Genomic DNA, 15537 nt, shown 5'->3' on the forward strand with positions numbered 1-15537 from the left:
AAGTAGATGGGGAAAATTCGCAAACTCGATGATCAACTCTCTAACTTAATTGCGGCAGGGGAAGTAGTAGAACGCCCTGCCTCAGTTGTAAAAGAACTCGTGGAAAATTCCATCGATGCGAATAGTACATCTATTGAAATCCACTTAGAAGAAGCTGGATTATCGAAGATTCGCATCATCGATAATGGAGATGGTATTGCTGAAGAAGATTGTATCGTTGCATTTGAACGACACGCGACGAGTAAAATTAAAGATGAAAATGATTTATTTCGTATAAGAACGCTCGGTTTCCGCGGAGAGGCCCTGCCGAGTATTGCCTCAGTGAGTGAATTAGAGTTAATTACGAGCACAGGTGATGCGCCTGGTACACACCTTATTATTAAAGGTGGAGACATTATAAAACAAGAGAAAACGGCAAGCCGAAAAGGAACAGATATTACTGTACAAAACTTATTTTTTAATACACCAGCGCGCCTTAAATATATGAAAACGATTCATACAGAGCTTGGGAACATTACAGATATCGTGTATCGTATTGCAATGTCACATCCAGAAGTATCGTTAAAACTGTTTCATAATGAAAAGAAATTGCTTCATACATCAGGAAACGGTGATGTAAGACAAGTACTTGCATCGATTTACAGCATTCAAGTTGCGAAGAAGCTTATTCCGATTGAAGCTGAGTCTCTAGACTTTACAATTAAAGGATATGTAACATTACCAGAAGTAACGAGAGCGTCGCGTAACTATATGTCAACGATTGTAAATGGCCGTTACGTTCGAAATTTCGTATTAATGAAAGCAATTCAGCAAGGATATCATACGTTATTGCCAATCGGAAGATACCCAATCGGCTTCTTATCAATTGAAATGGATCCAATGCTTGTTGATGTCAACGTACATCCAGCAAAATTAGAAGTACGCTTTAGTAAAGAACAAGAATTGCTAAAGCTTATCGAAGAAACATTGCAAGCTGCATTCAAAAAAATACAACTCATTCCAGATGCTGGTGTAACAACGAAGAAAAAAGAAAAAGATGAAAGTGTGCAAGAACAGTTCAAGTTTGAGCATACAAAACCGAGAGAATCATCTATGCCTAACATCGTGTTACCAACAGGAATGGATGAAAAACAAGAAGAAACAACGACTGTAAAACAACCAGCACAACTGTGGCAACCGCCGAAGCAAGAATGGCAACCACCACAGTCACTCGTAAGAGAAGAGCAAAGCTGGCAGCCATCCTCTAAGCCGGTAATAGAAAAAACGGTTCGAGAGGAAAAGGAATGGACTAGCAACGATGACGATTTTGAATTAGAGGAATTGGAAGAAGAAGTTCACGAAATAAAAGAGATTGAAATGAACCGTAATGATTTACCACCGCTTTATCCAATTGGACAAATGCACGGAACATATATTTTCGCTCAAAATGATAACGGGCTATATATGATTGATCAGCATGCTGCGCAGGAGCGCATCAATTATGAATATTTCCGTGATAAAGTGGGACGAGTTACGCAAGAAGTACAAGAATTACTTGTACCGTACCGCATCGATTTATCTCTTACCGAATTTTTACGTGTCGAAGAGCAGCTGGAAGAACTAAAAAAAGTCGGACTATTTTTAGAGCAATTCGGCCATCAATCCTTTATTGTCCGCTCGCACCCAACGTGGTTCCCGAAAGGACAAGAAACAGAAATCATTGATGAAATGATGGAGCAAGTCGTAAAACTGAAAAAAGTAGACATAAAAAAACTACGCGAAGAAGCAGCGATTATGATGAGCTGTAAAGCTTCAATTAAAGCAAATCAATATTTAACGAACGATCAAATATTTGCTTTACTTGAAGAACTTCGTACAACAACAAACCCATATACATGTCCGCACGGAAGACCGATTCTGGTGCATCATTCTACTTATGAGTTGGAGAAGATGTTTAAGAGGGTTATGTAGGGATTAATGTCCAAAGAGAAAAAGTTCGTTCCCAGTTATTTGAAACGGTTTGAAAGTGCCTAGTATTATTTATATGTGTTGAAAGAAAATAAAATAAATATGTAATAGCAATGTTCTCTACAGTTATTTTAATAAAATATTGAGAGAAATAAAAAGGAGCGATAGTAACAAGTCGCTCCTTTTTAATATAATTCTTTTGCAACTATATTTTAAAAATTCATTTATAAACTAGAAATAACCTACTTGTAATGTATATGTGCTTTCTCATTTTTTTGTAAGGAAAGGGGTTTTTAATTTACAGATTTATCAGAATTATGTAAAGTGTAGATAAAACCATAAAATGGGGTGTTCTTTATGTGTACTAGTTTGACATTACAGACAAAAAACGGTCAGCATCTTTTTGCAAGAACGATGGATTTTACATTAGATATGAATCAAGAAGTAATAATCATTCCTCGGCATTACCAGTGGAATAATATAACTGGTGAAATCATTAATACGAAACATGCTACGGTCGGAATGGGAATTAATCATCAAGGAAGGATCATTATGGCGGACGGAGTAAATGAAGCAGGTATGACATGTGCAACACTCTATTTTCCAGGATTCGCAACTTATAGTCAAAGCATAGATGACAACAAAACGAATTTGGCTCCATTTGATTTTGTGACTTGGAGTCTCACACAATTCAATTCTGTCAAAGAGTTAAAGAAATCTGTAGATAGCCTTACCTTTTTGGATATACCATTACCGGATTTAGGAATTACGCCACCACTACATTGGATTTTAGCGGATAAATGGGGAGATTGCATTGTACTGGAGCCGACAAATGAAGGATTAAAAATGTATGACAACCCACTAGGAGTGATGACGAATAGTCCAGAGTTTAATTGGCATTTGCAAAATTTAAGACAATATATAGGCCTTAAATCGCAGCCATTCGCGCCAACTGAGTGGAGTAATGTACCATTAAGTGCTTTTGGTCAGGGCTCAGGTTCAATGGGACTTCCAGGGGATTTCACCCCGCCATCAAGGTTTGTGCGGGCAGCATATGGCAAACAAAACATTCAAGGTATAGATAGTGAAGAAGAGGGAGTATCGGCCCTTTTTCATATCTTATCAAATTGCGAGGTTCCTAAAGGCGGAGTAATAACAGAAGACGGTGCATTAGATAATACCATTTATACAAGCGTAATGTGTATGGAGTCCGGAACATATTATTATCATACTTACGATTGTAGACAAATTATAGCCATTCATTTATTTCATGAAAATTTAGATACAGATGAGATTAAAGCCTATCCGTTCCAACGGAAACAAAAAATATTTTATGAAAACTAAGTAGCTTTGAAACAACGTTTGGTAAATTTTTAAATATATATAATAGAGCAATAATGCCTATAAAAAGTAGGGGTCGGAAGGGATATAATTGATAATCTAATAAGTAACCTGAATAAATATCCCTTAAGAAAAAATAGACGTAAAATATTCAAGGTATTATATAAATTCAATCCAACGACTTCTAGAAGGGCCATTAAAGTGCTATTATGCAAAGTAAACATGAGCGTACTCCATTTATAAATAGCAAAGAACAAAAAAGGTATGGAAAAAAATCCATACCTTATATTTATAATTCAAGTTCTTCCATTATCTATGTATAAAAAAGCGCTGTATATCAGCACTTTTTAAAAGGTACGTGGATTTTAAAATAAAGGTTGTACATTATTAAAAGCGTAACTATGCACGGCTAAAAATAGATTCTTACTTTGTTAATTGTTATAAGGATCTATATGATTATTTATTTTTATTATTATTATTATTAATTTTTTCAGTGTATAGAACTTGTTCTTTGTAGTGTTTTTTTATTGGGAAAGTATGTGTACCAGAGCCGTTTTTGTATGTTTTATTGATGGGGTTTTTTAGAGGGATTGTTGTAGTTTCAGTAAATTCATATGGGTAGTTTATTTTAGATTTATCTTCAAACATGAAAATGCCTCCTTTTAGGATTTCCTGAATTCTTTACTATAACATGATATGCATATAGATTTTTTTTGGACTAGTTATTTATATAGGTTAATGGAATTTAATTACGTAACTACTGAAATATTTCAAAGGAAAACAATGTGAGAAATATATTATAATGATTTGTTTTATTTATTAGCGAAGGGAGTCTTGCATATATATTCGTTATAGATTGTTTTTATAATGTAATATATATAGAGTTTTCCTGATAATATAATGTGAAATATTATATTATTATTAGGTTATTAGGAACATTTAATGTTGTTTCACAACTGAAAGGGAATTGAAAAAGAACTGAAACTTTTCTCATAAAAATTCAATCTTACTTGAAAAATGAAAGGAAAATGAAATTTTCTAAAAGGAATTCTTTGTTAAGATAAAAAGCATACATACAAAAAAGTATTGACATATCTCAAAAAATGTATTTTCGAGATATAGTGGGGGAAAAGATGAGATTAGAAAAACAATTAATAAAAAAGATGTATTATGAAACATTCCTAATAGAGAATGAAACACACCCACCTCTTCAAGTACTTGGAGAAGCTTATGTAAACGAAGAAAAAAATGAGATTTCTGATGGATCTTATATTCGTTTTGCACAAGGTGAATTTTATTATCACCATCAAGATTTTGAAGCAGCTATTTTTAAATGGGAGAAAGTTAGTAATGAATTAGCGCCATGGGCACAAAAAAATATTGCGGATGCTTACTTCGAACTTAACCAATTATCAGTTGCTGAAAACGTGTATACTTCTGTTAATACTGATAATAAAATACTGATGACCGAAATTGTACTGCAATTACTGTCTCTTTATATCGAGCAAAATAATTTTGATTCAGCTTTCGCTGCTATTAAAGAAGCAGTTTCTTTAAATCCCGATTATCCAAACGTCACAATAATTGCCCGTTCCTTTTATGAAGAACAGCAAGATTTTGATAGTGCAGTAGAGCTTGCTGTGAACGAGTTAATTCGAACAGAATCTTATCCGTGGTTTGAAGTTCTAAAAGAATATATCGATAAAGGATTTACTAAAAATATTTCACCAGATTATTTTTATAAAGCATTAATAACATTAAATAATGTAGATCAAGTACAATTTACGCAAATAGTTTCATCACTTTGGCGCAGCTATAAAGATGAACAAAATTACTTATTATGGCTTAACACAATAAATGAATTTTTCATACATATCGAAATACATTCGTCCGATATATGGGACGAAATTTCTTCTCTTTACGAAGAAACATACTTTGAATTAATTCAAGGTCAATATATGCTTAGACAATTACACGATATCATTCCAAATCTGTTAACAAATTGGTTAAAGGTAGTCAATCCCTCTCATGCTGTATTTCCATCTGCAGCAGTATTGGCATGGGATGAGATTTTTCCTTCTAAAATAGATTCAGCGGATATAAAAGATGCGGAAAAACTACTTTCATATTCTATTAATCATGTGAATGGCTTAGAGTATAGTTTACATCTTTTTGAATCCATTACACACTGGGCACAAGAACATGATTTAGAAATGGGTCACCGATTTAGCTGGTTAGTTGGTGAACTTGCAGATTTAAGAACAAATCGCCTATTAGTAACTGGAACTTCAGGGAACGGAAAAGCTTCATTTATTAACTCTATTTTAGGAGAAAATATATTAGAAAACTCAATCTCAAATGTAGTTGTTTTTAAAAATGACGCTTATACAAAAATTAACGCTATAACAGATTCGGAAATTACAACAACTGAGAATTTCTCTGATTTCCATAACATGATGGCAGTGCACCGTCAAACATATAGAGATAGAGCATGTGTTGAATTTAAGTTACCGTGCAGATTTTTAAGTAAAAACAAACTTACATGCGTTGTTACACCTAGCTTTAATAGGAACAATGATGCGAGAGATGAGGTGTTTGAATATTTAAATTCTGTAGATGAATTATTATTCGTATTGAATGCGGATTCACCTTTTACTGACAAAGAACGTGACATTCTATTGAGTATCCAAGAACATACACCAAATCTACAAGTTCATTTTTTATTAAATAAAATTGATAACATTTACAATGAAGCAGAAGCAAAAAGAGTTATACAAGATACGCAAGTGAGAATTAACACATATTTCCCTAATGCAAGAGTTTTCCCTTATTCTTCGTTATATATAAATAGTAAACAACTAAACGATTTAACTGAGTTTATTCATTTTAACTTTAACCATAAAAATATTGATGCAGAACGTACTGAAAAGCTATTGTTTTTCATTCGAAAAACAATTACATATCTTTTGGATAAACGCGTTGAGAGTGAAAAAGATTTAGTGGATTCTATTAATTGGAATGAAGATATGTTAGTTAAACTTAATGGTTGTATTAATAACCTTACTGCTTTTGAGAAGGAAAAAATTCATTTAATTACAGAATCATATCGTACGATGAAAAGCGAAATTACTAATGATCTTAAAGAACATATTCCGAAACTATTGCAGAGTTGTTCCGATTTAATTAGTGAAGAAAGCGATTTTAGTCACATTGATATTGAACTAAACACAGCGATGAATGGAAGAGTGCAACAATATCTAGAACAAACTGTATTACCTAATCTTGCTCGCTCTATGCAGAATTGGATTGCGACTTCTAATAACGAGCTCCTTCAAAGTCAATTGTACTTAGCAGAAACCAGTGAAGGACTTAATTCTTTATTTGGAGAAAATCGAATACAGTTAGAATGTGACTTTAAAGTAATTGATGATTGGCGCAGAGATACTGATAGAATGACAACTAGAATACAAATGGAAGAAGTAAATATTTTACGCCGATTTACACCAGCGCAATTTTTACTGAAAAGTGCCGGTAAATTATTTGGAGTTCTTCCTAAAAATAAAGCTATGCTATATAACAAATACAAACAGTATTTAGAAAATGAAGATTATACCGATGTAACGACTTCTATTATGAAGAAGTTTTTCTTGCAATTTGAGCTGTTTGAAAACACACAAGAGCGGGATATTAATATGTTCTTTAGAAATCCATTTGGTGCGTTGGAACAAGCTATAGAAAACACTCATTTAGAAATAAAAGAAAAACAAGATAAATTGCATAAAATGAAATCAAACCCTGAAGTTTACCATGATCCTATAAAGCTCTTTGAATTGAGATTACGTCAATGTGAAGTAATCTTGAATATAGGTGAGGGTAATTCCTATACAGATGTAACTTTAGAAACAAGCGTAGAATAAAAGTAAAATATATCAGGTTTTTATATAAAATTGCACCATGTGTTATAAGAAAGTAAAAAGGGAGCAACCTTTAATAAGTTGCTCCTTTTCCATATAGATTATTTTTCAGTTTCTTTAATTTTAGTTTTTACTTCTCCAGTTTTAATTTTATTACTTTCTGAGAAACGTAATAAATCGCCTTCAATAATTTTGTCAGACATTCGTAATTCATTTTGTGCACGGTTAATCATTTCTTGAGCTTCTTTTTTTGGTAAATCTACAACCTCACCTGTTTCTCGATTATAAAAAGTATGATTTGTATATGCATACTTGTCTGTAATAAAGCTACCATCACGTAAAACAACAAAACCGGTATATTCATCTGAAAACATATCATGGCCAAAACGGATATCGTTAGTAGTATCAATCCCTAATAAATTTAGAATAGTAGGTTTCATATCGATTTGTCCCGTAGGCTTTGAAATAGTTTGACCTTCTGTTTGGCCAGGGATATGAATATATAAAGGTGTGCGTTGTAAATTTAAAGTATCAAATTCTGTTATTTGATCTTTTTCTAAAAACTGTGCCATTGCGCGATTATGTTTTTCAGAAATGCCGTAATGATCACCGTATAACACAATAATAGAATCACCATACATTCCCTCGGCTTTCAAACGCTCAATAAATTTTTTAATTGATTCGTCTAAGTAACGTGCTGTTACGATGTAACGATCAAATACGCCATTACCAGAGTTGTATGGTTCAATGAATTTTGTATCTTCATCATACGTAAATGGATAATGGTTTGTTAAAGTAAGGAAACGAGCGTAAAATGGTTGATCAACAGTTTTTAATATATCTACTGATTGATCAAAGTATTCGATATCTTTTAATCCCCAATTTAAATTTGTTTCGGGTGTAATTTTGTAATCAAGTTCATTATAGTAACGATCATAACCAAGAGCGGAGTACATAATATTACGATTCCAGAATGTTGCGTTATTCGCATGGAATACAGAAGTGAAATAGCCTTGCTGACGTAAAATTTCTGGAGTCGCAGTATAATCGTTGTTACCGTGCGTGAAGAATACAGCACCTCGATTTAATGGATACAACGATGTATCTATTAGAAATTCAGAATCCGATGTTTTTCCTTGACCAGTTTGGTGGAAAAAGTTATCGAAATAATAGCTTTCATTTATGAATTCATTTAAGAATGGCGTAACTTCTTGACCGTTAACTGATGCACCTATTAAAAAGGTTTGCAAAGATTCAAGAGTAACGACAATTACGTTTTTTCCTTTCGCTGCACCAAACATATTAGGATTTGGTTCACTTTGGTTTGATTTTACGTAGTTTTCAGTTTCTTGTAATTTACTACTATCTGCAAGTGCCTTTTGGGATCCAGCCTTTACTTGTAGTGTTAAATCATATACTTGATGAGTGTATAGTCCTAAATTTTTCACAAGCATTACGCGGTCGAAGGATCTCGTTAATAATTCAGGTCGTTCTTTTTCTGCAAGCTGTAGATTTGCAAAAAATACACCAATTGTTAAAAGAAAATATAATAAGCGTGAAGAATGAGTTACACGTTCTGTTTTAAAGACTATTGCTTTCTTTTTTAATAAAATAAAGAAGAAAATAATGTCTACGAATGCGAGTATAGTTTTGTAGTTCAATATTTCTATAATACTGCCGCCTAATTGGCCGAAGTTTGATGTTTGTCCAAGTACTGGTAACGTAACGAAATCATTATAAAAATCATAGAACATTACATTCCCAACAAGTACGATTGTTAATAAGAGATTAATACATAGCGCTATATAATTTCTCTTTTCACCGGTTGCAAATAATGCTAATCCAACAAATGCTAACGATGCAGCGAGAGGGCTAATAAACAAAATAAGTTCTTGTGTAGAAGACTCAATTTTTAAATCAAAACTGAATCGCGTAATAAGGTATGTTTTTAACCATACTGCTAAAGCAATTATTATAACAAAGCTTATATTTTGCATTTGTAAATTTATTTTATTCTTCATTTTTACACCTTCTTTATATGGATTATTTAACCAATGTTATATATTATATTTTTATAACTATTAGAGTGTGGTGAACCATTTAGATTATATTTTCCTAAAGGTAATAATTTGAAGTATTCATATACATATAATGGAGAATTTTAAAGCGAAGTAACATAAATCCAATTTTTTTAGAAACGGAGCAGAAAAAGTCATAGTTGTAGTAAAAAATACTTATAGACATCCTAACATATTAAACACTACGGCGATGTTACAAAATATCGAACAAATAAAAGTGAAAATGAATAGAGACTTGTAAAACTATTGACATTCAATTTGTTAGAATTGAATGTCAATAGTTTTACATACATGGTTATATTAAATATGTATCTTGTAAAATCCCGATTCTTTGTGGGTTAATCAGTAGCACGGGAAGGATTTCATTCATGCTATTACTACATAATAAAGTACTGGTGAAACTCAAAATGTTTGATTGGTATCTAAATTATAGCAATTAAATGTCAGACAAGTATTTTCCAACATACAGGCCACTTGCAGCTGCTTGAGATAATGAATGAGTGACGCCTGAACAATCTCCAATTAAAAATAGCCCATTCATACTTGTTTCAAAATGGTTATTGATTTTTATTGTAGGAGCGTAGAACTTGCCATCAATTCCATATAATAAAGTATCTTGATCGATAGGTTCTTGGATAAATTGTTCTAAACGTAATAAAAATTTTTTGAGTCCTTCAATATATAGTGAAGGAATTTCTTTATTCAAGTCTCCATAATCTCCGTGTAGTGTAGGCTGTATACGATTATGTTTCATGTTGTTCTCCGCTGTAGGTTGTTTCTTTATTAAGTCCTCTAAACGCTGTATAACAATCCGATCTCGTCCTTGGTTAATGTTTTTAATAATTGAACTTGCGTATACATTTGCTTCTTTGAGAGTTGGAAAATAGCGCGGGATAAATAAAGTGAAATTTAAGTTAGAAGTGCCAGTTTCTTGCTCTCGGAAATTTTGACCGTCAGGCATAATCAAGCCGTCTTCGTACTTTCGAATAATGCGTCCTTTTGGATTCATACAGTAAGTAGTAGCCGTGAAAAGTTCATGCTCATAAGAAAGTTTCGTCTCAAATGTATTTTTTAATATAGAACGTAATTGGTGTTCTTTCATCTCTACTCTAATACCTAAATCTACACGAGTTTGCTCTTGAGAAATATTTAGAGAAGTGCACATTTCTTTTAACCAATCCGCCCCGGAACGTCCTGTTGCAAATACGAGTTGCTTAGATTGAACTATTCCTTGATTGGTATCTATTTTAAAATGATCTTTCTGCCTTATGATATGTTCTACATCTATATGGAATCGGATATTTATTTTCGTAAGTAAAAATTCGTAGAGCTGCTGAAAAATATTACTTGAAAGTGTAGTGCCAAGATGCCTTACTTCTGTTGTGAGCATTTGTAAACCACACGTTTCAGCTCTCTTATTAAGGGTTGGATTTTCTGTAGAATATTTTGAAACAGAATTTCCTCCGAACTGACATAGAATCTCATCTACTTCAGCCATAAGTTGTAAAAAGCCTTCTTTACCGACTTTTTGCTCAAGTTCTCCGCCAAATCCGTTTGTATAATTAAATTTTCCTTCAGATTTTCCTAAACCACCAAACCCGAAATATTTATCACATGTAGTACAATTACACACTTTTCCTTGGTCTAAAGGACAATGGCGATCTTCTAGCGCTTTACCTTTATCAAGAATTAAAACCTTTTTATTACTTTTAGCTAGTGAATAAGCCATAAAAATGCTACTCACTCCAGCTCCGATAATTGTAACATCATACATATTCTTTCACCTGCTAACGAATAGTTTGTTTTTTATTTTCTTAGTGTATAACACTTTTATGAAGTTAAGAAATAGCTTGTATTAATAAAGTCATAGTTGTGGATTTGATACTTTCTCAATTACTCTAAATGATGAATGAGATACAACAGTTTTTTATTTGAAAAGAGAGATACTTTTAAACAATCATTTTATCATATGGTTAATAAAAAGCTTAAATATAAAAAGAACAGACCTTTTAAGTAAAGAGGTCTGTTAATCATTTGAAATAGTTGTTAAGTGTATAAATTTGAAGGGAATTATAGTTTTATTTAGCGAAGACGTGGTTACCGATTACTGCTACTGTTTGACGTGTCGTAATCCATTTGTCTGTTGATGTTTTTGGGTTGTAGAAATAAAGCCAATCAGAATGTATTCCACTTGTGGAGATAGCCTCTTCTACAGCCATTTTTGCTTCAGCGCTTGCAGGCTGATTAATTCTACCATCGGTAACAGGAGTAAATGCATATCCGCGTTTAATAGGTTCATAAATAACACCTGTTATTGTATTTGGAAATCCTTTTGCATTTACTCGATTTAGGATAACTTTTGCTACAGCTACTTTTCCTTTATATGATTCGCCACCTGCCTCCGCGGTAACTAAGCGTGCCATTAAGTCTTTTTCTTTTTCGGAAATACTGGAATTAATTTTCAAATGTTGTCCTGTATAAAGCTTGTTACCGACTGTGTTGTTAATTTGTTTTATAGATTGAACGGTTACGTTATAGCGCTTTGCTATCGTTTCTAATGAATCTCCCGGTTGTACTTGGTAAATAATTTGTCCAGAAGTGTTCGTAGTTTTTTCGTTTTGATGAACTGTAACCTCATTTGATTTCATAGATTCTGGAATATGTAACTGTTCTCCAATAAAAGCTTGATCGTTTCCTTTATTATTCGCTTGTTTAATGGCCTGTATGGAAACGCCATATTGCTTACTGATGCCCCAAAGTGTATCATTCTTTTTTACTGTATGTATGGTGGAAGCTTCAGCTGTACTTTGATTACATACGAATGTAAGTGCTACTGCAGATAAAGGAATTATATGTTTTATTTTTAATAATTTCATTGTAAATCCTCCTAATAAAAAATTAAGTTTTAGCTGTTGAATAATGTAGTTCAGAGTATATAAGGTACGTATTTATATTTTAATATAAGTATATTAGCACGTATGGAATAAATAATCATCATAAGTTTTTTATTTATATCATGTAGGACCCAAATATGAAATATTGCATATGAAAGCCCATTGAAGTTTATGTTGTTGATTACTATAATTTATCTAGTAGAAAGGGACTTTAAATTTTCCTAATGCATTGAGAATATGTGAATGTTTTTTTATTAACTACCCTATATTGCATTCAATAAATTTGATATAAAAACAGAAAAAGAGAGGAATAATAATGAGCAATAAGAAATTTTTTTTGAAATTATTCATATGTAGTACTATATTTAGTACATTTGTATTTGCTTTAAATGATAAGCAAGTAGTTGCAGCTAGCTCTATTAATGAACTTGAAAATTGGTCAAAATGGATGCAACCTATACCCGATAACGTACCGTTAGCACGAATTTCAATTCCAGGAACACATGATAGTGGAACGTTCAAGTTGCAAAATCCGATAAAGCAAGTATGGGGAATGACGCAAGAATATAATTTTCGTTACCAAATGGATCACGGAGCTAGAATTTTTGATATTAGAGGGCGTTTAACAGATGATAATACGATAGTTCTTCATCATGGGCCATTATATCTTTATGTAACATTGCATGAATTTATAAATGAAGCGAAACAATTTTTAAAAGATAATCCAAGTGAAACGATTATTATGTCTTTAAAAAAAGAGTATGAGGATATGAAAGGGGCGGAAAACTCATTTAGTAGTACATTTGAGAAAAATTATTTTCGTGATCCAATCTTTTTAAAAACAGAAGGGAATATAAAGCTTGGAGATGCTCGTGGGAAAATTGTATTACTAAAAAGATATAGTGGTAGTAATGAATCTGGGGGATATAATAATTTCTATTGGCCAGACAATGAGACGTTTACCTCAACTATAAATCAAAATGTAAATGTAACAGTACAAGATCAATATAAAGTGAGTTATGATGAGAAAGTAAACGCTATTAAAGATACAATAAATGAGACGATTAACAATAGTGAAGATGTTAATCATCTATATATTAATTTTACAAGCTTGTCTTCTGGTGGTACAGCATGGAATAGTCCATATTATTATGCCTCTTATATAAATCCCGAAATTGCGGCATATATTAAACAAGAGGATCCAAAAAGAGTTGGTTGGGTTATCCAAGATTATGTTAGTGATAAGTGGTCCCCGATTCTCTATCAAGAAGTTATAAGAACTAATAAGTCACTTTAATTTTTACCATAATTTCATAAAAACAATGTAACTCTATTAAAAGTCTTGTGGAATTCCTATAAGACTTTTTAGTATTTGATACTATGAGAATCAAAGTTCTTTGAATAGATTTATATAGTTTATATAATAATTTAATGTATTTATAAGATTGATTTGAAATAAATGTCGATAATTATTGTAATATAAAACATATAAACGTAATATATAGATGAAGTGAATTTATTGTCTTTTATTAAAAATAGTAAAATTGGAACGAAATTAAATGTGTTAGTCATTATATCGAGTTTGGCTTGTATCATGTTATCTTCACTGGGATTTTTAGGGCTTCAAAAAGGTGAAAATACATCTTCTAGTATGTATGACGAAAGGCTATTACCAATTCAATGGATAGGAATTGTAGAATCAAATTTTTACCATGCTAATATGAATTTTATGGAGATTATGATATCGAAAGATGAAAAAAGAATGAAAGAACTAATATCTGAAATAGATAAGACTAGGAAAGAAAGTGATGAGTTATTAAAACAATTTGAAACTAGAATTAGTTCTCATAAAGAAAAGGACTTGTATAATGCATTTCAAAGTCAATTCAAAGATTTAAGAATACAAATGAAGAAAGCACAGGACTTGGGATTGACTAATAATGAAGAAGCGTATAGCTATTATTTAAAAGAAATTGAACCTAATATGAGAAAAACAATTCAGTCTATTCGTGAACTTATTTTATATAATAATACCGCGGCTGAACAACTACAAAAAGAGAATGTTAATAGTGTGAAAAATACAATAATAACATTTGTAATTATTTCATTTGTTGGAATCATAATAATCATTTTTATTGGTTTTATAATAAAAAATGTTATAAAAAAACCAATTGTATTATTACAAAAAGATATGGAACGAGTATCTGCTGGAGATTTAACAATTCGAACTTCTTATAAATCAGAGAACGAATTAGGCCGTATTGTACAATCCTTTAATAGTATGTTAGATAACTTGCAACAATTAGTCGGTCAGGTGAAGGTTACAGCGAAAGAAGTGATTATTTCAACTGAAAATATGCTACAAGAGACAAAAACGGCAGCACATATATCAAACGAGGTTGTTCGAACTACTTCTGAAGTAAATAAAGAAATAGAGGGACAAGTGACTAGTATTCAAGAAAGTTCAACTTCGATGGAAGAAATTGCAACTGGAGTTCAAACAGTAGCTGAATCTTCAGCGATGGTTGCGGAAGTTGCTGTTGCAACAATAGATCAAGCAAATTCTGGTAGTGAAGTTATAAAACAATCTATTCGTCAAATGAATAGTGTGAATGAAGTTGTCGAAGAAACTTCTAAGGTCATTGATAGACTTGTTACGCGTACACAACAAATTGAAGAAGCACTAGATATTATTACTAATATTGCGGAACAAACGAATTTACTTGCCTTAAATGCAGCAATTGAGGCAGCACGCGCCGGAGAAAATGGAAAAGGATTTGCAGTAGTTGCAGCTGAAGTAAGAGGTCTGGCTGAGAAATCTAAAACATCTGCAAATGATATAAACAATTTATTACGTTTTATACATCAAGATACACAGGATACAGTTCATGTAATAAAAAAAGGTCAACAACAGGCTAGCGGTGGTAAAGAAGCAGCACATAAGGCAGAACTCGCATTTTCATCTATTATGCAAGATATTAATAGAATAACGTCCCAAATTCAAGAAGTGTCTGCTGCCACAGAAGAAATGTCTGCTGGGACAGAAGAAGTGAATGCCTCTTTATCAATAGTTTCTGAAACTGCAACACAAGTCGCACAAGAAACGAATCGAACGGTACAATCAATTCAAGCACAAGCCACATTGATTCAAGAAATAACGACGAAATCTAATGAAATGAAAAAGAAAGTCGAAAATTTAGAAATGCTAATTTCACAATTCATTATTGAAGAATAAGTCTGTTAACATTTATCATTAGTATAAACTTTAAGATACTTAATATAGTGCTGCGTTGCACAATGTGAAAAAGGACCTTCATAGGTTCTTTTTTTTAATGGTGTGAATGCTATGTTTAATTATAGTGA

General features: G+C 32.2%; 9 protein-coding genes. 5 read left to right on the forward strand and 4 right to left on the reverse strand.

Features of this window, described 5'->3' with window-relative positions; all coding sequences use genetic code 11:
• The first annotated feature begins 6 nt into the window (after positions 1 to 6).
• A complete protein-coding gene (mutL, locus tag MR155_RS03910; protein ID WP_242308021.1) occupies positions 7 to 1950 on the forward strand; it encodes a DNA mismatch repair endonuclease MutL in 1944 nt (647 codons plus the stop codon).
• Positions 1951 to 2304: 354 nt separating this feature from the next.
• Positions 2305 to 3291 carry a choloylglycine hydrolase family protein gene (locus tag MR155_RS03915; protein ID WP_242308023.1) on the forward strand — a complete coding sequence of 329 codons (987 nt, stop codon included), beginning with the start codon at positions 2305 to 2307 and terminating at the stop codon, positions 3289 to 3291.
• A gap of 453 nt (positions 3292 to 3744) precedes the next feature.
• On the opposite strand, the gene MR155_RS03920 is transcribed toward MR155_RS03915, so the two are convergent.
• On the reverse strand, positions 3745 to 3936 hold the full coding sequence (locus MR155_RS03920) for a hypothetical protein (protein ID WP_242308025.1): 192 nt from the start codon (positions 3934 to 3936) through the stop codon (positions 3745 to 3747).
• Positions 3937 to 4421: 485 nt separating this feature from the next.
• On the opposite strand from MR155_RS03920, the gene MR155_RS03925 reads away from it, so the two are divergent.
• A complete protein-coding gene (locus MR155_RS03925) occupies positions 4422 to 7205 on the forward strand; it encodes a dynamin family protein (protein ID WP_242308028.1) in 2784 nt (927 codons plus the stop codon).
• A 98-nt stretch (positions 7206 to 7303) separates the two neighbouring features.
• On the opposite strand, the gene MR155_RS03930 is transcribed toward MR155_RS03925, so the two are convergent.
• From MR155_RS03930 to MR155_RS03940, 3 genes are all read right to left on the reverse strand, one after another.
• A complete protein-coding gene (locus MR155_RS03930) occupies positions 7304 to 9223 on the reverse strand; it encodes an LTA synthase family protein (protein ID WP_242308029.1) in 1920 nt (639 codons plus the stop codon).
• 493 nt (positions 9224 to 9716) lie between these two features.
• Entirely contained in the window at positions 9717 to 11054 is a 1338-nt protein-coding gene (locus tag MR155_RS03935) for an NAD(P)/FAD-dependent oxidoreductase (RefSeq protein WP_242308030.1), read from the reverse strand.
• A gap of 304 nt (positions 11055 to 11358) precedes the next feature.
• Positions 11359 to 12156: a cell wall hydrolase gene (locus MR155_RS03940; RefSeq protein WP_219303394.1), complete on the reverse strand. Its 798-nt coding sequence runs from the start codon at positions 12154 to 12156 to the stop codon at positions 11359 to 11361.
• 334 nt (positions 12157 to 12490) lie between these two features.
• Between MR155_RS03940 and MR155_RS03945 the strand changes: the two genes are divergently transcribed.
• On the forward strand, positions 12491 to 13471 hold the full coding sequence (locus MR155_RS03945; RefSeq protein WP_242308031.1) for a phosphatidylinositol-specific phospholipase C: 981 nt from the start codon (positions 12491 to 12493) through the stop codon (positions 13469 to 13471).
• 222 nt (positions 13472 to 13693) lie between these two features.
• A complete protein-coding gene (locus tag MR155_RS03950; RefSeq protein WP_242308035.1) occupies positions 13694 to 15409 on the forward strand; it encodes a methyl-accepting chemotaxis protein in 1716 nt (571 codons plus the stop codon).
• Positions 15410 to 15537: the final 128 nt, after the last annotated feature.

It is taken from the genome of Bacillus cereus group sp. BfR-BA-01331 (genome assembly GCF_022663915.1).
Classification (GTDB): domain Bacteria; phylum Bacillota; class Bacilli; order Bacillales; family Bacillaceae_G; genus Bacillus_A; species Bacillus_A mycoides.

Excerpts from the sequence above, each read along its gene's own strand:
- mutL (WP_242308021.1), top strand. The coding sequence starts at position 7 with ATGGGGAAAATTCGCAAACTCGATGATCAACTCTCTAACTTAATTGCG.
- MR155_RS03915 (WP_242308023.1), top strand. The coding sequence starts at position 2,305 with ATGTGTACTAGTTTGACATTACAGACAAAAAACGGTCAGCATCTTTTT.
- MR155_RS03920 (WP_242308025.1), bottom strand. The coding sequence starts at position 3,936 with ATGTTTGAAGATAAATCTAAAATAAACTACCCATATGAATTTACTGAA.
- MR155_RS03925 (WP_242308028.1), top strand. The coding sequence starts at position 4,422 with ATGAGATTAGAAAAACAATTAATAAAAAAGATGTATTATGAAACATTC.
- MR155_RS03930 (WP_242308029.1), bottom strand. The coding sequence starts at position 9,223 with ATGAAGAATAAAATAAATTTACAAATGCAAAATATAAGCTTTGTTATA.
- MR155_RS03935 (WP_242308030.1), bottom strand. The coding sequence starts at position 11,054 with ATGTATGATGTTACAATTATCGGAGCTGGAGTGAGTAGCATTTTTATG.
- MR155_RS03940 (WP_219303394.1), bottom strand. The coding sequence starts at position 12,156 with ATGAAATTATTAAAAATAAAACATATAATTCCTTTATCTGCAGTAGCA.
- MR155_RS03945 (WP_242308031.1), top strand. The coding sequence starts at position 12,491 with ATGAGCAATAAGAAATTTTTTTTGAAATTATTCATATGTAGTACTATA.